General features: G+C 66.4%; 18 protein-coding genes. 4 read left to right on the top strand and 14 right to left on the bottom strand.

Features of this window, described 5'->3' with window-relative positions; translation table 11 throughout:
• Window positions 1-9 precede the first annotated feature (9 nt).
• From hypE to LCH97_RS06825, 14 genes are all read right to left on the bottom strand, one after another.
• Window positions 10-1047 (bottom strand): hydrogenase expression/formation protein HypE, encoded by a 1038-nt coding sequence (hypE, locus tag LCH97_RS06890; protein ID WP_227304323.1) that lies wholly within the window; start codon window positions 1045-1047, stop codon window positions 10-12.
• On the bottom strand, window positions 1044-2168 hold the full coding sequence (gene hypD / locus LCH97_RS06885; protein ID WP_227304319.1) for a hydrogenase formation protein HypD: 1125 nt from the start codon (window positions 2166-2168) through the stop codon (window positions 1044-1046). Before hypD ends, hypE begins: the two co-directional genes overlap by 4 nt.
• Window positions 2165-2401 carry a HypC/HybG/HupF family hydrogenase formation chaperone gene (locus LCH97_RS06880; protein WP_147683734.1) on the bottom strand — a complete coding sequence of 79 codons (237 nt, stop codon included), beginning with the start codon at window positions 2399-2401 and terminating at the stop codon, window positions 2165-2167. The genes hypD and LCH97_RS06880 overlap by 4 nt, the downstream gene beginning before the upstream one ends.
• Window positions 2380-4692 carry a carbamoyltransferase HypF gene (hypF, locus tag LCH97_RS06875; RefSeq protein ID WP_227304317.1) on the bottom strand — a complete coding sequence of 771 codons (2313 nt, stop codon included), beginning with the start codon at window positions 4690-4692 and terminating at the stop codon, window positions 2380-2382. The genes LCH97_RS06880 and hypF overlap by 22 nt, the downstream gene beginning before the upstream one ends.
• Window positions 4693-4695: 3 nt before the next feature.
• Window positions 4696-5730, bottom strand: coding sequence for a hydrogenase nickel incorporation protein HypB (hypB, locus tag LCH97_RS06870; RefSeq protein WP_255619302.1), 1035 nt, complete (start codon window positions 5728-5730; stop codon window positions 4696-4698).
• Between the two features lie 73 nt (window positions 5731-5803).
• Complete coding sequence (hypA, locus tag LCH97_RS06865) at window positions 5804-6145, bottom strand: hydrogenase maturation nickel metallochaperone HypA (protein ID WP_227304315.1); 342 nt, start codon at window positions 6143-6145, stop codon at window positions 5804-5806.
• Window positions 6138-7130: a hypothetical protein gene (locus LCH97_RS06860; protein WP_227304313.1), complete on the bottom strand. Its 993-nt coding sequence runs from the start codon at window positions 7128-7130 to the stop codon at window positions 6138-6140. The genes hypA and LCH97_RS06860 overlap by 8 nt, the downstream gene beginning before the upstream one ends.
• Window positions 7127-7615: a [NiFe]-hydrogenase assembly chaperone HybE gene (gene hybE / locus LCH97_RS06855; RefSeq protein WP_227304312.1), complete on the bottom strand. Its 489-nt coding sequence runs from the start codon at window positions 7613-7615 to the stop codon at window positions 7127-7129. Before hybE ends, LCH97_RS06860 begins: the two co-directional genes overlap by 4 nt.
• Entirely contained in the window at window positions 7612-7824 is a 213-nt protein-coding gene (locus LCH97_RS06850) for a rubredoxin (protein WP_017508555.1), read from the bottom strand. Before LCH97_RS06850 ends, hybE begins: the two co-directional genes overlap by 4 nt.
• The gene (locus tag LCH97_RS06845; protein WP_227304311.1) at window positions 7821-8711 is read right to left on the bottom strand and encodes a hydrogenase expression/formation protein; all 891 of its coding nucleotides are present in this window, start codon (window positions 8709-8711) and stop codon (window positions 7821-7823) included. Before LCH97_RS06845 ends, LCH97_RS06850 begins: the two co-directional genes overlap by 4 nt.
• Window positions 8708-9154 carry a hypothetical protein gene (locus tag LCH97_RS06840; protein WP_227304310.1) on the bottom strand — a complete coding sequence of 149 codons (447 nt, stop codon included), beginning with the start codon at window positions 9152-9154 and terminating at the stop codon, window positions 8708-8710. The genes LCH97_RS06845 and LCH97_RS06840 overlap by 4 nt, the downstream gene beginning before the upstream one ends.
• Window positions 9155-9173: 19 nt before the next feature.
• Window positions 9174-9482 (bottom strand): HypC/HybG/HupF family hydrogenase formation chaperone, encoded by a 309-nt coding sequence (locus LCH97_RS06835; protein WP_255619300.1) that lies wholly within the window; start codon window positions 9480-9482, stop codon window positions 9174-9176.
• A 17-nt stretch (window positions 9483-9499) separates the two neighbouring features.
• Complete coding sequence (hybD, locus tag LCH97_RS06830) at window positions 9500-10117, bottom strand: HyaD/HybD family hydrogenase maturation endopeptidase (protein ID WP_227304308.1); 618 nt, start codon at window positions 10115-10117, stop codon at window positions 9500-9502.
• Between the two features lie 194 nt (window positions 10118-10311).
• Window positions 10312-11037 (bottom strand): ABC transporter substrate-binding protein, encoded by a 726-nt coding sequence (locus tag LCH97_RS06825; protein WP_227304307.1) that lies wholly within the window; start codon window positions 11035-11037, stop codon window positions 10312-10314.
• A 217-nt stretch (window positions 11038-11254) separates the two neighbouring features.
• Between LCH97_RS06825 and LCH97_RS06820 the strand changes: the two genes are divergently transcribed.
• From LCH97_RS06820 to LCH97_RS06805, 4 genes are all read left to right on the top strand, one after another.
• Window positions 11255-11905, top strand: coding sequence for a HugZ family protein (locus LCH97_RS06820; protein ID WP_227304306.1), 651 nt, complete (start codon window positions 11255-11257; stop codon window positions 11903-11905).
• A gap of 114 nt (window positions 11906-12019) precedes the next feature.
• Window positions 12020-14116, top strand: coding sequence for a sensor histidine kinase (locus LCH97_RS06815; RefSeq protein ID WP_227304304.1), 2097 nt, complete (start codon window positions 12020-12022; stop codon window positions 14114-14116).
• Complete coding sequence (locus tag LCH97_RS06810) at window positions 14109-15752, top strand: EAL domain-containing protein (RefSeq protein WP_227304302.1); 1644 nt, start codon at window positions 14109-14111, stop codon at window positions 15750-15752. The genes LCH97_RS06815 and LCH97_RS06810 overlap by 8 nt, the downstream gene beginning before the upstream one ends.
• On the top strand, window positions 15749-17551 hold the full coding sequence (locus LCH97_RS06805; RefSeq protein ID WP_227304300.1) for a HAMP domain-containing sensor histidine kinase: 1803 nt from the start codon (window positions 15749-15751) through the stop codon (window positions 17549-17551). Before LCH97_RS06810 ends, LCH97_RS06805 begins: the two co-directional genes overlap by 4 nt.
• Window positions 17552-17572 lie beyond the last annotated feature (21 nt).

The following is a 17572-nucleotide window of genomic DNA, read 5'->3' as shown; positions in this document are numbered from 1 at the left end:
TAACGGGGCTTAGCAAATGCGCGGCAGCATCTCGCCGGTCAGCCAGTCCAGCAGGCGCTCGCCGCCAAACGGCGTGCGCACGCGCACGAAGTGGTGCGGGTCGGCCACCACCTGGCCGATGTTGGCCGCATGGCGGCCCAGCGGGTGCGCCCGCAGCGCGGCCAGCGCGGCGTCGGCTTCGGCGGCGGGGCAGACAGCAATCAGCTTGCCCTCGTTGGCCACGTACAGCGGGTCCAGGCCCAGGAATTCGCAGGCGGCGCGCACCGCCGGCTGCAGAGGAATGGCGTCTTCCTGCAGCTGCATGCCCACGCCGGACTGGCGCGCGATCTCGTTCAGCGTGGTGGCCAGGCCGCCACGGGTGGGGTCGCGCATCAGGCGCAGGCCGGGGCTGGCCGCCATCAGCGCCGCCGCCAGCGTGTGCAGCGCGGCGCTGTCGGACACGATGGGGCTGGCAAAGCCCAGGTTTTCGCGCTGGCTCATCACCGCCATGCCGTGCTCGCCCAGCGTGCCGGATACCAGAATCGCATCGCCCGGCCGTGCCTGGCTGCCGCACAGCTGCACGCCGTCGGCCACCACGCCAATACCGGTGGTGCTGATGTACACGCCGTCGCCGTGGCCGCGCTCTACCACCTTGGTGTCGCCGGTCACAATGCGCACGCCGGCGTCGCGGGCGGCGGCGGCCATGCTGTGCACGATGCGCTGCAGGTCGGCCAGCGGCAGGCCTTCTTCCAGAATGAAGCCGGCGCTCAGGTACAGCGGCGTGGCGCCGCCCATGGCCAGGTCGTTCACTGTGCCGTGCACCGAGAGGCTGCCGATGTCGCCGCCGGGGAAGAACAGCGGCGAGATCACGTGGCTGTCGGTGGCGATGGCCAGGCGGCCGCCGGGGGGCGGCAGGATGGCCTGGTCGTTACCCTGCGCCAGGTAGTCGTTGCGAAAGGCCGGGGCGAACAGCTCGTCTACCAGCTGCGCCATGGCGCGGCCGCCGCTGCCGTGGGTCATGTCGATGCGGCCGTGGGTGATGTCCAGCTTGCGGGGGTAGTGGCTCATGCCGGTTGCTCCTGCGGCGCGCTAAAGCGGCCGTAGTGGTAGTGGGCGGCGCAGGCGCCTTCGCTGGACACCATGCACGAACCCAGCGGGTTGTCGGGGGTACAGACAATGCCGAACACCTTGCAGTCCTGCGGCTGCTTTTGCCCGCGCAGGATGGCGGCGCACTCGCAGGCGCGGTGGTCCGGCACGTGGCGGTAGGGCAGGCCGAAGCGCAGCTCGGCGTCGAAGTCGGCGTAGTCGGGGTGGATGGCCAGCGCCGACTGCGGCACCTGGCCCAGGCCGCGCCACTCGAAGGTTGGCCGCAGCACCAGCGTCTCGGCCACCACGGCGCGCGCGGTGGCGTTGCCGTCGGTGGTGACGGCGCGGGTGAACTGGGTGGCCACGCCTGCCTCGCCACGGTTGATGCGCTCGACCAGCATCAGCACCGATTGCAGCACATCCAGCGGCTCGAAACCGGCAATCACCACCGGCTTGGCGTAGGCATCGGCCACCGCCTGGTACGGCGCGCTGCCGATCACGGTGCTGACGTGCGAGGGGCCGATGAAACCGTCCAGCTGCACCGCGTCGCCGGCGGCCAGCAGGTGCTGCATGGCAGGCGGGGTCAGCACGTGGTTGCAGAACACGCTGAAGTTGCGCAGCCCTTCGGCGCGGGCGGCTTTCAGCGCCAGCGCCGTGGGCGGGGTGGTGGTTTCAAAACCGATGGCAAAGAACACCACCTGCCGCGCCGGGTTGTCGCGCGCGATCTGCAGCGCGTCGGCGGTGGAGTACACCATGCGCACGTCGCCGCCCAGCGCCCGTGCCTTGTACAGGCTGAGCTTGTTGCTGGCCGGTACCCGCAGGCAGTCGCCGTAGCTACAGACGATGGCGCCGTGCTGCAGCGCCAGCTCGATGGCGGAATCGATGCGGCCGATCGGCAGCACGCACACCGGGCAGCCGGGGCCGTGGATCAGCTGCACCGCCGCCGGCAGCAGGCCGGTGAGGCCGTAGCGGGCAATGGCGTGGGTGTGGCCGCCGCAAAACTCCATCAGGCGGTAGCTACGGCCGGGCTGTACCGCCTCGGCAATGCGGGCGGCCAGGCCGTGCGCCACGTCGCCACGGCGGAATTCGTCTACGTATTTCATGGCTGCTCCCCCTGCGGCAAGGCGGCCAGCTCGTGCATCAGCGCCAGCGTTTTTTCGGCTTCGGCGGCGTCCAGCCGGCCGATGGCGTAACCCACGTGCAGGATCACGTAATCGCCAGGCTGCACGCCCGGCACCAGGGCGATGGACACGTCGCGCATCACGCCGTCCACCTCGACACGGGCGTTGTCGCCCGCCAGTAGCTCTGTCACTTTCACCGGCATGGCCAGGCACATGGGTCAGTCTCCTTGTTGGCCAGTATCTGCCGTGCTACCCAGGCCTGGCCCACGGCCAGACCGCCGTCGCCGGCCGGCAAGGCCTGCGGGTGGTACACGGCCAGTCCGGCCTGTTGTAATCGCGGTAGCAGCGCGGCCAGCAAGGTGCGGTTGGCAAAACAGCCGCCGCCCAGTGCCACCGTGCTGAGGTGGTGGTGTTGCGCGGCAGCCAGCACCCAGCTGGTCAGCGCCGCCGCCAGCGTGGCGTGCCACCGGCTGGCGATGGTGGCGGCGTCGGGCTGGGCCAGCAGCTGCCGTAGCAGCGGCGCCAGCTGCAACACGTTGGCCGCATCGATATGCCAGGCCTCGGCCAGCGGCGCGCAGGGCTGCACCAGCGCTTGCAGCCGTTGCGGCGCTTCGCCTTCGTAGCCTTGCTGCAGGCACACGCCAGCCAGCGCGGCCACCAGGTCGAAATAGCGGCCCATGCTGCTGCTGTACGGGGTGTTGATGCCGCGTGCCAGTTGTTGCTGTAGCAGCGGCCACGCTGGCTGGTGGCCAAAGCGGCGTTCTGCTTCGTCTGCATGGCCGTGTTGCAGCAACCAGGCGGCGGCCACGCGCCACGGTTCGCGCGCGGCGGTGTCGCCGCCGGGCAGCGCCAGCGGCGCCAGATGGCCGATGCGCTGGCTGTGCGCGCCGTCTACCCGTAGCAGCTCGCCGCCCCAGGCGCCGCCGTCGTCGCCGACGCCGTGGCCGTCCAGCGCCAGCCCCAGCACCGGGCCGTGCAGCTGGTGTTCGGCGCACACGGCGCCGATGTGGGCGTGGTGGTGGCTAATGCGTAGCAGCGGGATGTTGGCCGCAGTGGCCAACTGTGCCGCCAGCTGGCTGGCAAAGTGCTCGCCGTTGTCGCAGGCGATGGCCTGTGGCGCGTAGCCAGCGTGCAGCTGCAACGCGGCGATGGCATCCTCCAGCGCCACGCAGGCGGCCGGGTGCGCCAGGTCGCCCACGTGGGCGCCAGGCAGCGCCGCGTTGCCGTACAGCAGCGCCGGCGCGTTTTTCAGGTAGCTGCCGGTGGCCAGCACGGTGGCGCCGTCGGCAGCCAGCGGTAGCACGTCCGGCACGTAGCCCCGGCTGCGGCGCAGCGTGGCGTGGCCCAGCGCATCGACGCGCAGCACGCTGTCGTCGCTGCGGGCGTGGATGGCGCGGTCGTGCAGCAGAAAGCCGTCGGCAATGCCGGCCAGCGCGGTGAGCGCTTCGTCGTTATCGATGGCCACCGGTGCGCCGCTGGCGTTGCCGCTGGTCATCACCAGCAGCATGGCTTGGGCATCATCCAGCCAGCCGGTGCCGGCCGGGCGGCCGGCGGCTTCGTGCCACAGCAGCAGGTGCAGTGGCGTGGGCGGCAGCAGCACGCCCAGCTCGGCCAGGCCCGGCGCCAGCGCGTCCGGCAGGGGCACGCTGCCGCGTGGCAGCAGCACGATGGGGCGTGCCGGGCTGGCCAGCAGCGTGGCAGCGGCGGTATCCAGCTGCACCACGCCCTGCAGGCTGGCCAGGTTGGCCGCCATCAGTGCCAAGGGCTTGGCCGGGCGGTGCTTGCGCTGGCGCAGCCGGTCGATGGCGGCCGCGTTGCGCGCGTCGCAAGCCAGGTGAAAGCCGCCGCTGCTTTTAATCGCTACGATGCCGCCACCTTGCAGCGTGGCCAGCGCTAGCGCCAGCGGGTCGCCAGCTTGCGGCGCGCCATCCGCGCCCAGGTAGTGCAGCTGGGGGCCGCAGGCCGGGCAGCAGGTGGGTTCGGCGTGAAAGCGGCGGCTGGCCGGCTGCTGGTAGTCGGCGTCGCAGTCGGGGCATAGTGCAAAGCCGGCCAGCGTGGTGGCGCTGCGGTCGTAGGGCAGGGCGCGGGTCACGCTATAGCGCGGGCCGCACTGGGTACAGTTGATGAAGGCGTGGCGCCAGTGCCGGCCAGCGGGCTGGCACAGTTCGGCCAGGCAGGCGTCGCACGGCGCGCTATCGGCCGGTAGCCGCACCTGTGCGGTGTTGCCGCTGCTGACGGCAATGCTGAAGTCGCGCCCGCCTTGCGGCGGTAGCGCGTGGCTGGTGAGACTATCCACCTGCGCCTGCGGCGGCAGGCTGGCCAGCAGCTGTATGGCAAAGGCGTCCAGCTGCGCCGGCGGGCCTTCCACCTCGATCACCACCCCGTTGGCGTGGTTGGCCACGTGGCCGGCCAGGCCCAGCGCCTGGGCGACGCGCCACACGTGCGGGCGAAAGCCCACGCCTTGTACGCGGCCACGGGCGGAGAGGCAACGGCGTTGCAGCGTCATGCGCTAGCCCTGCGCCAGCTGCGCTTCCAGCGCGGCGACCTGGGCTTTGAGTGCGGCCAACTGCGCCAGCTGTGCTTCCCGCTCGGCACGCTGGGCGCGCGCTTCGATCAGCCCGTAGGCCAGCCACTGTAGCCAGGCGTCCATGCCGTCGCCGCTGCGGGCGCTGAGCTGCAGCACCTCGATGGCGGGGTTAACGCGGCGGGCGTAGGCGATGCAGGCATCGACGTTGAAATCCAGGTGCGGCAGCAGGTCGGTTTTGGTGAGTACCATCAGGCTGGCGGCGGCGAACATGTCCGGGTACTTCAGCGGTTTGTCCTCGCCTTCGGTCACCGACAGGATGGCCACCTTGTGCGCCTCGCCCAGGTCGAACGCCGCCGGGCACACCAGGTTGCCGACGTTTTCGATCAGCAGCAGGCTGTCGTCCTGCAGCGCCAGCGCGTCCAGCGCCTGGCCCACCATGTGCGCGTCCAGGTGGCAGCCCTTGCCGGTGTTGATCTGGATGGCCGGCGCGCCGGCGGCGCGGATGCGCTCGGCGTCGTGCGCGGTTTGCTGGTCGCCCTCGATCACTGCCAGTGGCGTGGAGGCGGCCAACCTTTGTACCGTCTCGGTCAGCAGTGTGGTTTTGCCAGAACCGGGGCTGGATACCAGGTTCAGCGCAAAAATGCCGCGCTCGGCCAGGCGGCGGCGGTTGGCCGTGGCGTACTGCTTGTTCTTGCCCAGGATGTCCTGCTCGATCTTCACCATGCGCGCCTGGCTTAGCCCCGGTGCGTGCGCGTGCGCCGGGCCGTGGCCGTAGTGGTGGCTGCCGTCGGCCAGCGTTACCGGTGTGCTGTCTGCGGCGTTGCTTGCCTGCGCTACCGGCTGTGCTGGCGCGTGGTCGTGATGGTGCGGGTGATCATGAGCGTGATCGTGGTCATGGTGGTGGTGATGGCCATGCGCGTGGCCGCCGGCGCGGCGCGGGCGGTACGGGTATTTCACGGCCGGTTTCTGGCCCTCGATGCTGACATTGCCTTCGGCGCAGCCACAGACGGTACACATGGGTGGGGTCCTTTCTTGTTCTGTTCGGTGTTGTGCTTTTCTTTGTGCGGGTGGTAAGGGGCGCGGGCAGGCGCTACTCCACCTCCAGCTCGGCTACGCGCAGTTCCTCGCCGCCGGTGACCTGCACCTGGTGGCGGCCGCAGCTGGGGCAGGCGTCAAAGCGCGCGTGGATGGCTACTTCCTGGCTGCAGGCCAGGCACCAGCCACGGCCGGGCTCGCGCAGCAGGTGCACCTGTGCGTCCTCGGCCAGGCTGCCGCGCAGCACCACGTCCAGGCAAAAGGTCAGCGCCTCCGGCTCTACGCCGGCCAGCTCGCCTACCTGTAGCCAGATTTGTTTGACGCGGCGGAATTGCTGCGTGTGTGCGTGCTCTTCCAGCAGCTGCACGATGCCTTCGGCCAGCGACATTTCATGCATGGGGCGATTCCTCGTTATCGATACCGGCAAGTGTAAAGCTTACGCAGGGGTCGATCAGCAACAGCCTGCGCTGTACCTGTGCGGCCGTACCGTTGGCCGCGGCCTGCGCCATGCAGCCTTGCGGGTGGCTGTGCCATAGCGTGGGCGGCAGCACGCGGTAATGGCTGATGTGGCCGTCGCTACCCAGCGTGGCCAGGTGCAGCAGCGGGCCGCGTGCGGTATCCACCAGCGCCAGGCCGCTACCGGCCAGTGTGCAGCTGTCGCCGCCCGGTTCGGCCTCGCCCAGCCAGGCGGCCAGCGCCAGCCAGCGCGCCAGCAGGCGCGCGGCGCTAACGTGGCCGGTGTCCAGCCAGGGTTGCAGCAGCGGCTGGTAGCGTGCCAGCGCGCCGGTTTCTACCGCCTGGCCGTGCCAGGCCGGGCAGGGGCCGGCCAGCCAGTGCGGGTCGGCGGCCAGCGCGGCGGTGCGGTCCAGCGTGCGTAGTGCCGGTACGGCTTCTGTTGGCGCATTCAGCAGTGACTGCAAGGCGCGGGCGGCGGCGTTATCGCTACCGGCTGCCCATTGCTGCCAGCCGTGCAGGCCGTACTGGCACCAGATGGCCGGGTCGGTACCGAAAATGCTGTACGCGGCCAGCTGGCGGTAGTCTTGTAGCGTGCTGGCGCGTGCCAGTACGGCAATGGCGCTGGGCTCGCAGGGTTGGCCGCAGGCCGGCGCCCAGTCCAGCAGCCAGCGGCGCAGGGTTTCGCGGATGGCCTCCAGTCGTACCTTGGCCAGGGTCTGCTGATCGGCCTGTACTGGCTGGCCGCTGGCGGCGGCCAGCGCCAGGGTGGCGGCCAGCTGTTGGGCGTGGCCGCACAGCGAAAACAATTGCGGTACCAGCGCGATGGCGTCGGCGGGTGTGCGGCCGATAAACAGTTGCTCTGCGGCCAACCTGGGCCAGTGCACGCTCACCTGGCCGTGCTGGCGCTGCAAGGTGATGCCGTTCATGCGCTGCCCAGCCCGAACAGGCGGCGGCGGCTCAGGTCCGGCCCGGCCGGCGTGGCCGCTGCTGGCGCCGGAATCTCGAACAGCAGGCGCAGTACCTCGGCAGCGGTGTCGCGCGCGGATTGCTGGTCGGCAAACTGCGGCAGCGGCGAAAATAGCGAGCACATCAGGTAGGGGCCGATGCTGTCCTCGCTGCCTGGCAGAAACGGCATGATGCCTTCCGGCAGCGCCACCAGCCGCTCTTCGCCGGCCGGGCCATCCGGCAGCGGCGCGTCGGCCGGCAGCAGCATCAGGTTGATGAACCACGGCGTAATCAGCACGCCGGCCCACCAGCCCTGGTAGCGGCGAAAGCCCACGCTTTCCACGCTGATGGCCGGGTTCAGGATGGGGATGCCCTGCATGCGCGTGTGCTGAATGTGGCGGTAGGCCTGCTCCAGCGCGGCGCCCGGGTGCTGCAGCCAGCCGGTGCTGCTGTGGCGCGCGTTCATGGCAGCACCATGAACTGTTCGTGCGCGCCGTCGCATACCGGGCAGCGCCAGTGCGCGGGCAGCGCGGCAAACGGCGTGCCTGGCGGTATCTGCCAAACGCTGTCGCCTTGCGCCGGGTCGTATACCCACCAGCAAATCTTGCACTCCAGCCGCGCGTCGTCGGCCAGCTCGCCGGGTTTGCCCAGATAGCTGCCTTCAAAAGTGTTCATGCCACTTGCTCCCCGGTGAGCCAGTCCAGTGCCTCCTGCAGCCGGTCGATGGCGTCGGCCAGGTCGTCGGCGGCGGCCAGTGCCACCTCTGGCATGCGGGTGATTTCCAGCGTGTCCAGCAGGATGGCGTTCATGCCGTTGAAGTACTGCACCCGCCACACGTTTTGCAGGCCGGTGGCCATCACCCGGCACTTGCCGTAGCCGCGCGAGAACACACCGCTGTTGCCGCCGCCTAGGTTGGCGTCGATATAGGCCATGTCTTCCGGCGTCATCGGCAGCAGGCTGAAGTTGATGACGTGGTCTTCGTCGCCGTCCTGGTAGGCGGCGGCGCGTTCGGCGATTTCCGCCAGCACCGCCGGCGCGTTCATCAGCGCCACGCCGGCCGGGTCGAACGGCGTGAGTTCGCGGCGGCCGAAGGCGCGGGCTTGCTGCCACACGGCAGCGGGGATGGCACAGGCTTCGATGCGGTCGGCCAGCGGCTGGCCGTCGGCGTCCAGCTCCAGCACGCGCCACACGCCAGCGAACACCGATTCCTGGATCAGCAGCTCGTGGCCGTTGAGGCAGCGCACGCGGGCGCTGACTTCGCCTTCGCCCAGCAGCTGGCTGACTAGCGTGCGGCCGTCGCGGTCCAGGCCGTTCAGCAGCAGCGACGGGTAGGGCTCGCTCGTGCCATCCCACGCCTGCATGCGGCGGATCAGTTCGGCCACCAGCGCCTTGGCGTCGCCCAGGTGGGCGGTTTCTTCGGCGGTGGGCAGGTAGGGCATGTCAAAGCCGTCCAGCTCGCGCGGCAGCGGCATGTAGTTCAGGTCGGGGTCGGCCGGCTGCGAGCCGGGGCCGATGCCCACTACCGGAATGGGGAAGGCTTTGGGCAGGGTAAAGGTGCTCATTGGCAGGCTCCGCTGGTGGGGCTGGTCACAGGAATGCCTACCGAGGGCGGGCGGCGCACCGGTGCGGCCAACAGTTCGGCAAAGCGGTGTACCACGTCCGGCCAGTCCATCAGGCCGACGATGACGCCGGTGTACTGGCCGCCGCGCAGGAATACCAGCGCCGGGTACTTCAGCACGCCAAAGCGGCTGGCAAGCGTGCGGCTGGCGGCTGGGTCGGCCCAGCACACGTGCGGTGTGGCGCCGGGCAGGCTTTTGAGCACCTCGGGCACGATGATGGCGTTGTCGGCCACCTCGGGGTGCTGGTGCGGGTCGGCGTTCAGCATCAGTACCAGTTGCGGGTGTGCGGTGGCCAGGGTGTCAAGGTTGGCCGCGTCGGTCTGGCTGTAGCCCAGTGCGGCCAAGCGTGTGGCAACGCTGTCGAAAGTGGGGATATACGATTGCATGGTGGGTGGCCTTGCTTTGTCAGCTTGATGGGGTATCGGGTGTCAGCAGCGCCTGCAGGTGCGGCGGCAGCTGCGGCTCGCGGTGGTACAGGTCGGCAAAGTGCTGCTCGGGCTGGTAGTGGCCGGTCAGCGCGGCTTCCAGCGCGGTGATGGCGGCCAGAATGTCGGCGGCGCGCTGCTCGTCCAGCAGTTCGCGCGCGGCGCCGGTGAACACCAGTAGCCACTGGCCGGCGCTGACATCACCCAGCAGACGGGTGTCGATGTCCACCAAGCTGCCGTCACGGTCGCGGCAGCGGGCGCTGAACCAGCCGGGGGTAACGACTTGCATCGGGGTGCCCATGCACATCAGCCGGGCTCCCCGTCAAACAGCACGCGCGCATCGCCCACGCGGCAGGCGCTGTCGGCGCTGGGGCGTTCGCTTTCGTAGCGCGTCATGTCCAGGCTGGCGTCGTTCAGGCGCGCACCGTCACCGCTGGCGGGCTGTACCTGCACGCCCCATGCCGCCAAGGTTTGCACGGCAATGGCCAGTGCCTCGGGCAGCCGGGCGCGTACCGCCGGCGACAGGCTGCCGCCGTAGTCTTCCAGCTCGGCTGGCTGCACGCCGATCAGCGTGATGGCCGTGGGCATCGCGCCCTTGAGCTCGGCCAGCGCCAGTACCTCGGAAAAGCCGGTTTGGTGCAGGCTCATTTTCTTGGCAGTGAGGTAGGCGGGTACCGCGTCGTTGTGGAAGACGCGCAGCGTGGCCGGTGGCAGGCCGAAGTCGATGGCATCCAGGATCAGCAGATGGTCGGCCGCTTCCACATAGGGCAGCAGCAGCAGGCCCTGGGTGCCGCCGTCGATTACTTCCACATTGGCGGGCAGGGTATGGCCGGCGTACAGCGCCTCGGCACAGCGCACGCCGAAGCCTTCGTCGGCCCACAGCAGATTGCCCAGACCCAGTACCACGATGTGTGGCGTTGACATGTTTGCCTTCCCGGTGTGTTACGGAGGGCGTTACATATACAAAGGCCGTGCCAGCTTTGAGCGGGCAGGTGCTTTGGGCAAGTGGCTGATTTTTATGGGTTTGCTGGTATGCGGCGGGTGCTTGTGTTTACGAGGTGGAAAGTTTGTTTTCTTTTTGGTGCCTTGTGGTGAAAAGTAGCTTTTCACTTTGGCGGCTAGCGATAGCGCGCTGTCAGCCGCTGCACCCAGCCACGTTTCTGCAACTGGTGAAAGCTGGCCTGGTAGCGCGCCAGCTGTGTAGCCGGAGTGCCCGGGCTAAAGGCAAGGTATAGCGGCTGCGACAGCCCTGGTAGCGTAAAAGCAGGGTGCAGCATGCGGCTATCCAGGCCGGCCTGGGCGCTGCGGTAGCGCAGGACCACCTGGTTGGAAAACGGCAGCAGGTCGATGCGGTGCGCAAACAGTTTGCGGATATTGCTCAGGTCGTCGCTGCTTTCCTGCAGGTTTTGCCCCAGGACAAAGCCCTGCTGTAGCAGGTATTGCATTTTCACGTCGCCGGCGGTGGCGCCCAGCTGCCATACCCGGGCCTCGCCCAGGTTGCGGGGGCTGACTTCGCGGCGGCTGGCCAGGCGCCAGACGGTAACGTCGTTGGGGGCAATTTCGCCTATCCAGCCAAACTGCGCTTCACGCTGTGGCGTGCGTGCCAGGCAGAAGATCATCAGCCCGGGCGTGGTTTCCGCCATCTGGTAGGCCCGTGCCCAGGGCAAGAAGCGCACATCCAGTGTATCGCCGTTTTGTCTGGCCAGCTCACGTGCGGTTTCCAGCGCAATGCCCCATGGCTGGGGCTGTGCGCTCTGAAAGGGCGGAAACTCGGTAGTCACTGCGGTGATGGTGGCCGCGCAGACCGGAGCACTGAGTAACAAAAGGAGCAGGCGGGTGTACACGGTGGGCTGGCGGCTGGGGTGGTCAGTAAGGTGTCATGACTCTAGCGCGCTATGCCTTCGTCGTTAAGTGCTTTTGGCAGGCTAGCTGAAAATTTATCGAATTTCGGGATGAAATGGTGTTTCAGGTGCTATTTCCCACGTTATTCTAATGGGCTATTTATTGCCCTGGCTGCGCCACCCCCCTAAGCTGTAGTAACGGCACCATGGTGTAATCCTCATGAAAATACCCGTATCGCAAGCCTTTTCCCTGTTGCACCGTTGCAGCACGGCTGTACTGGCCAGCCACTCGCAGGCGGTACCTGGCTACCCGTTTGCCACGGTGCTGCCTTTTGCGCCGGGGCCGGACCACAGCCCGTGGCTATTGATGAGCAGCCTGGCCGAGCATTGCCGCAATGTCCAGGCCGACCCGCGTGTCAGCCTGCTGCTGCAGGCACCCACCGATGCTGTGCTGCAGCAGGCACGCATGACGCTGGTGGGCGAGCTGCAGCCGCAGCAGCCGGATGCGGCGCTGCAAGCCAGATTGCTGCGCTATTGCCCGGATTTCGAACAGTACCTGGCCTTGGGCGATTTCAGCTTTTACCGCCTGTCCTTGCGTGCGCTGCGCTTTATTGGCGGTTTCGGCCAGATGGGTTGGATACAGGCCGAAGCCTGGCAGGCTGGCGACCTGCTGGACCTGGCTACCGAAACCAGTCTGCTACCGGCGCTGGTACCGCCGGGCAAGCATGTGGCCGTGCTGGGGGCGGATTGCTACGGTGTGGACTACCTGGTGCATGGCCAGCGCCAGCGCCTGGATTTTGGCGGTGCTGTGCCGCCAGAGCAGCTGCTGGAGCGCACCCGCATAGCGTTGGCCGCAGGCGAGTTGCGCTGATGGTACACGGCGTGGTGCCAGTGCGGTGCTGGCCGGGCAAATGCGGCATACTGTAATTATTGTTTAAAATTTTGCCAGTTATTTAAAACTGAAAATCATGAAGCGAGGTGGGTTATGAGCCAAAAAGTCAGGCTGGACCGCTGGTTCTGGCAGTCTTTCCTGCGTACGGCACTGATTCCCTTGCTGGTGATCGAGCTCGGGTTTTTGCTGATTTACTGGGTTAGCGCCCAGATGATTTACCAGGATAACAGCCGCACGGTAGGCGATATTTCCAAGGCCTTCATGCCGCGTGAGGTGCAAGCCGAGGCGCGGGCCTTGTCCGAGCGCCTGAATGCCGTGTCGGGCATTACCGGCTTGTTTGCCCGCCAGACCGGGCGTGCCCTGCAGACACCCTACACCCCCGCTGCCGATGAAAAGTCGCGCTACCAGCGCACGCCAGACGGGGCGCTGATTACCACCCGAGACAATGGCGGTGCTGCAGCCTACTACAGCGGTATCGTGCCGCTGGGCCCGCAGCAGCAGGAAACCATAGACCGTAGCGCTCAGCTGGACCCGGTACTGAAAGACGTAAAAGCGGCCAACCCGCTGATTGCGCAGGTTTATCTGAATACCAAGGATTCCTACAACCGCATCTACCCTTATTTCGAGGTGAAGGGGCAGTACCCGGCCAAGATGGATATCCCGTCGTTCAATTTCTATTACGAGGCCGACGGCAAGCATAACCCCGCGCGCAAACCGGTATGGACCGACGCCTATCTGGACCCGGCAGGCCAGGGCTGGATGGTGTCGTCCATCGCCCCTGTCTGGCAGGGCGATACGCTGCAGGCCGTGGTGGGTATCGACATTACCCTGAAAACCGTGGTGGATGAGCTGCTGGCGCTGGACCTGCCCTGGGGCGCCTACGTGATGCTGATCGGGCGGGACGGCACGATTCTGGCGCTGCCACCGCAAGGCGAGCACGACTGGGGGCTGCAGGAGCTGGGGGCGCACAGCTATACCGAGGCTATCCGCCAGAACGTGTTCAAGCCGGAAAAATACCGTATCGACCTGCACCCGGAAGGCAAGAAGTTGGCCGCACTGATGGGCAAGGGTTCTTCCGGCATTGCCACCTTGCCGCTGCGCCATGGCCGCCAAGAGGTCGTGGCCTGGTCGCGGGTGGCCGGCCCGAACTGGACCATGCTGATGGTGGCCGAAGAGCCGGTTATCCTGGCCGCGGCACAAAAGCTGCATGAGCGCATGACGACCATAGGCTGGTTCATGCTGGCCGCCTTGCTGGTGTTCTATGCGGTTTTCTTTGCCTTGCTGGCGCGCCGTGCCCGCCAGATGAGCCAGCGCGTGGTGGCACCGCTGGCCAGCTTCCAGCAAGCGGTAGAGCAGATCGGTGCCGGGCAATACCGCACTACCATTGCCGAGCAGCCCATCATGGAGCTGAATGCCCTGGGCCAGCATATTGGCCAGATGGCCTTGCAGCTGGAAAAAGCCGCTAGCGTGGAAGAGCAAGCGCGCCAGCAGATGGAAAAAGCCCTGGCTACCGAGCGGCAAATCAACCAGCAACAGCAGCACTTCATCGAAGTACTGTCGCACGAGGTGCGCACGCCGCTGGCGCAGATAGATTCGGTGGCCCAGGCGCTACAGCGCCGGGGCAGCACGACGGATGCCGATACGCTCAAGGTGCGCCTGGGCCTGATCCGCGAGGCAGGCGAGCGCCTGGAAGCCATGCTGGATCGCAGCCTGCTGGCCTTGCTGCCGGTACAGGACAATCATGCGCCCTTGCTGCCGGTATCGCTGCCCGCCTTGCTGGATAGCCTGGTTGCCGATGGGCTGACAGATCAGCATATCCAGCGCCAGCTGGACGCGCCGGACAGCCCTGCCGCGCGCGAGCCACTGTTACGCCTGGTGGTGCAGGAGCTGCTGCAGAATGCGTCCAGCCATGGCGGTGGCCAGCTACGTGTGGCCAGCAGTCTGCAAGGCAAGGAGTGGCTGCTACGGATCAGCGATGGCGGCCCGGCGCTACCTGCCGACGAGCTGGCACAGTTGCTGCAGCCGTTTTATCGCCGTAGCGGCGACCGTGCCGTGGGCAGCGGCCTGGGCCTCACCATGGTGGCGCGCTTTGTAAATGAAATGGGCGGCCGGCTACAGCTGGAGAGTGCCGAGGGCGAAGGGCTGATCGTGTCCGTCTACCTGCCGCTGACGGAGCATGACCATGTCTGAACAAAGAACCGTACTGTGTGTAGAGGATGACAACACCATCCGCATGCTGATCTGCGAGGAGCTGGCTTTTGCCGGCTACCACGTGCTGCAGGCGCGCGATGGGGTGGAAGGGCTGGAGATGGTGCACCAGCACAGCCCGGACCTGGTGGTGTGCGATATTTCCATGCCGCGCATGAATGGCTTCGAGCTGCTGGAAGCCGTGAATCTGAACGATGACGACCCTGTGCCCTTTGTCATGCTCACCGCCCTGGGCGACCGCCAGAACCAGATACGCGGGCGCGAGCTGGGCGTGGTGGACTACCTGGTCAAACCGGTGGATTTTGACCTGCTGCTGGCGGCCGTGGCGTCGCGTATCAAGCGCCGCCGGCATTCCGATACCTTTGCCGACGCCAACGGGCAGTTCTTTAGCCGCCAGTTACTGCTGGAGCGGCTTGAAGCTGCCCGCCGCGTGGTAGCGCCGGTGAGTGTGATCCTGACCAAGATCGACAGTTTTCTTGGCTTGTCCATCCGGCTGGCGCCGGCTGAGCAGCAGCTGTTACGCAGCCAGGTGCATGCCCAACTGGCGCAGCTGGCCGAGTCCGGCAAGGTGTACGGCTGGGCCGATGGCTGCTGGGCGCTGATCGAGCGCGCCGATACCCAGGACAGCGATATCCCGGCCAGCATGCAGCGCCATGAAATCCTGGTGGGCGGGGTGGTGGTGAACTACACCTTCAGCATGCTGCGTATCCAGGTGGACTGGACATCGCCCGAGCTGCGCCGGCTGGACGCCAGCGCGTTGGTGGAGGCGTGCGCGCTGCATCTGAACTTCATGAGTGCCGGCAACGCCCGCCGTTTTATCTATCTGGGCAACGCCGATTACCACGCCCTGGAGGCAGCCCGCTACGCCGAGCGCAACCTGGCTGAAGCCATACGCCATGGCGAACTGGAGCTGGTGTTCCAGCCGCGGGTGGATATTGCCAGCGGGGGGATTGTCGGGGCGGAAGCCCTGCTGCGCTGGCCCGGTGCCGCCATTGGCGCCTTGTCGCCAGGCTTTTTTGTGCCCGCTGCCGAGCGCATGGGCCTGGCCGCTGAGCTGGACCGCTGGGTGATCAGCCGCATGCTGCAAGCCGTGCGCCAGATGGTGCAGCGTGCGCCGCATACCGTGCTGTCGTTCAACCTGTCCGGGCAAAGCCTGGGGGCGGGGGTGCCTGCCTACCTGAATGATTGCCTGAAAGACGACGCGCAAGGCATTGCGGCCAACCTGGAAATCGAAGTTACCGAAACCTCCATGGCCCACCTCACGCCCGAGGTAGAGCAGGCCATTGCCCGCTTGCGCGAGATGGGCACCAAGCTGGCGGTAGACGATTTCGGCATGGGCTACGCCTCGCTTGCCTACCTTAAACGCTTGCGTGCCGAGGTCATCAAGATAGACCGCAGCTTTGTCACCGATATTGCCCGGCAGGAAATCGATGCCCAGATTGTGGAAGGCCTGATTGGCCTGGCGCGCGCCATGGGCTGCACCGTGGTGGCGGAAGGAGTGGAAACCGCCGTACAGGCGGAGGCTTTGCTGAACCTGGGCTGCCGCTACGCGCAGGGCTATTATTTCTATAGGCCTATGCCATTGGACGAACTTCTTGCCCTGCTGGAGGCACCATGACAGCCATTCCTCCGGGCTGGCTGCCGGCTCTGCCGGCATTGAACCAGCTCAGCACTGCCATCTGGTTTTACCATTTCAGCCAGCAGACCATAGTGTGGGCCAACCTGGCCGCGCTCAAGTTATGGGATGCGCCAGACCTGGAAGCCCTGCAGCAGCGCGACCTGAGCATGAGTAGCGAAGGCGGGCGCTTGCGCCTGCAAGGCTACCAGGCAGCCTTTGCGCGGCAAGAAACCGTGCGCGAAACCTGGACCATCTACCCGCGTGGCCGGCCGGTGCAGCTGCATTGCCACTGTGCCCAGCTGGACGTGGCGGTGCCGGAAATCATGCGCGTAGAAGCCAGCGAGCTGAATTTCGAAACCCAGGTGTCGCGCTCGGTAGAAATGTTGCGCCACGTGCGCGAGATGGTGACCTTGTACGACCTGCACGGCAATGTACTGCTGCGCAACCCGGCCGCGCAGGCCTACTTGCCGCAGGCGGACGATGCCTTTGCGGCCAACCTGCATTGCGCCGCCATCGCCCGCGAGCTGCGCACGGCGGTATCGGAAAGCCGTTCGGTACGCCGCATTGTGGAGGTCAACCTGGCCGATGGCAGCACCACGCGCCACCAGATGCAGCTGGTAGAAGTGGCCGACCCAGCCACCGGCGACCCGGCCCTGCTGGTGAGCCAGCACGATGTTGGCGACCGGGAAAAACTGCTACAGCTACAGCGCGAGCGCAGCGAGGAGCTGCAGAGCATCCTGGATGCCCTGCCGCTGCCCATGGTGATTTCCGAGCTGGAAGGCGGGCGTATCCGCTACGCCAACCGGCTGGCGATAGAGCTGTACGGCATGTGGCTGGGCAGTAGCGGGGATTTGTCGCCCGTTTCGGTGGGTTTGTACGAAAAGCCGGAAGACCGCACCCAGTTTCTGGACTTGTTGCAGCTACAGGGCATGGTGTCGGATTTTCAGACCGTGCTGCGCGACCGCCAGCAGCAGCGTTTTGACGCCAGCCTCACCGGCTGCCTGGTGGATTACCGCGGTATCCCCAGTATTCTGGTGAGTGTGCTGAATATCTCGCATATTCGTGAGCGTGAGCGCTCGCTGGAAGCCACCTTGCAGCACGAACGCGAGCTGATGGAAATGCAGCGGCGTTTTGTCTCCATGGTGTCTCACGAGTACCGCACCCCGCTGGCGGTGATCGATGGCATTGCCCAGCGCATTTTGCGCAGCCCCGGGCAGTTTACCTGCGAGATGCTGCACGAGCGGGTGCAGCGTGTGCGCGATATGGTGGCACATATGGTAACGCTGGCAGACAGCGTGCTGACGCTGAACCGGCTGGAGTCGGATCAGATTCGTGTAGAGCACGTGCCGGTACGGCTGTTACCGCTGGTCAGCGAGCTGGTGGAGTTGAACCAGGCTATTTATCCGGATTGCCATATCGAGCTGGATGCCCAGGCTGAGGTCGCCTTGCAGGTAGAGGGCGATATGGAGCTGCTGCGGCTGATTTTTTCCAACCTGATCAATAACGCCATCAAGTATTCGCCGCGCTGGCAGCGTGTGGCGCTGAGCCTGCGCCAGGATAATGACACGGTAAGGGTGTCGGTGCGTGACTGGGGGGTGGGTGTGCCGGAAAGCGAGCAGGGCCGGCTGTTTACGCGGTTTTTCCGCGCCAGTACCGCGCAGGGTATACCAGGCTGTGGCATTGGCCTGGCGCTGGTGAAAGAGCTGGTGCAGATGCACCACGGCAGTATCGAGGTGGAAAGCAGCGAGGGCAATGGCGCCATGTTTACCGTGACGCTGCCACTGCGCCAGCCGGATTGACCCCGGCAGTTGTTATAAAAA

Origin of the sequence: Vogesella sp. XCS3 (assembly GCF_020616155.1) — a bacterium.
GTDB lineage: Bacteria > Pseudomonadota > Gammaproteobacteria > Burkholderiales > Chromobacteriaceae > Vogesella.
This window is presented reverse-complemented; position numbering and strand designations above follow the sequence as displayed.

Excerpts from the sequence above, each read along its gene's own strand:
- hypE (WP_227304323.1), bottom strand. The coding sequence starts at position 1,047 with ATGAGCCACTACCCCCGCAAGCTGGACATCACCCACGGCCGCATCGAC.
- hypD (WP_227304319.1), bottom strand. The coding sequence starts at position 2,168 with ATGAAATACGTAGACGAATTCCGCCGTGGCGACGTGGCGCACGGCCTG.
- LCH97_RS06880 (WP_147683734.1), bottom strand. The coding sequence starts at position 2,401 with ATGTGCCTGGCCATGCCGGTGAAAGTGACAGAGCTACTGGCGGGCGAC.
- hypF (WP_227304317.1), bottom strand. The coding sequence starts at position 4,692 with ATGACGCTGCAACGCCGTTGCCTCTCCGCCCGTGGCCGCGTACAAGGC.
- hypB (WP_255619302.1), bottom strand. The coding sequence starts at position 5,730 with ATGTGTACCGTCTGTGGCTGCGCCGAAGGCAATGTCAGCATCGAGGGC.
- hypA (WP_227304315.1), bottom strand. The coding sequence starts at position 6,145 with ATGCATGAAATGTCGCTGGCCGAAGGCATCGTGCAGCTGCTGGAAGAG.
- LCH97_RS06860 (WP_227304313.1), bottom strand. The coding sequence starts at position 7,130 with ATGAACGGCATCACCTTGCAGCGCCAGCACGGCCAGGTGAGCGTGCAC.
- hybE (WP_227304312.1), bottom strand. The coding sequence starts at position 7,615 with ATGAACGCGCGCCACAGCAGCACCGGCTGGCTGCAGCACCCGGGCGCC.
- LCH97_RS06850 (WP_017508555.1), bottom strand. The coding sequence starts at position 7,824 with ATGAACACTTTTGAAGGCAGCTATCTGGGCAAACCCGGCGAGCTGGCC.
- LCH97_RS06845 (WP_227304311.1), bottom strand. The coding sequence starts at position 8,711 with ATGAGCACCTTTACCCTGCCCAAAGCCTTCCCCATTCCGGTAGTGGGC.
- LCH97_RS06840 (WP_227304310.1), bottom strand. The coding sequence starts at position 9,154 with ATGCAATCGTATATCCCCACTTTCGACAGCGTTGCCACACGCTTGGCC.
- LCH97_RS06835 (WP_255619300.1), bottom strand. The coding sequence starts at position 9,482 with ATGCAAGTCGTTACCCCCGGCTGGTTCAGCGCCCGCTGCCGCGACCGT.
- hybD (WP_227304308.1), bottom strand. The coding sequence starts at position 10,117 with ATGTCAACGCCACACATCGTGGTACTGGGTCTGGGCAATCTGCTGTGG.
- LCH97_RS06820 (WP_227304306.1), top strand. The coding sequence starts at position 11,255 with ATGAAAATACCCGTATCGCAAGCCTTTTCCCTGTTGCACCGTTGCAGC.
- LCH97_RS06815 (WP_227304304.1), top strand. The coding sequence starts at position 12,020 with ATGAGCCAAAAAGTCAGGCTGGACCGCTGGTTCTGGCAGTCTTTCCTG.
- LCH97_RS06810 (WP_227304302.1), top strand. The coding sequence starts at position 14,109 with ATGTCTGAACAAAGAACCGTACTGTGTGTAGAGGATGACAACACCATC.
- LCH97_RS06805 (WP_227304300.1), top strand. The coding sequence starts at position 15,749 with ATGACAGCCATTCCTCCGGGCTGGCTGCCGGCTCTGCCGGCATTGAAC.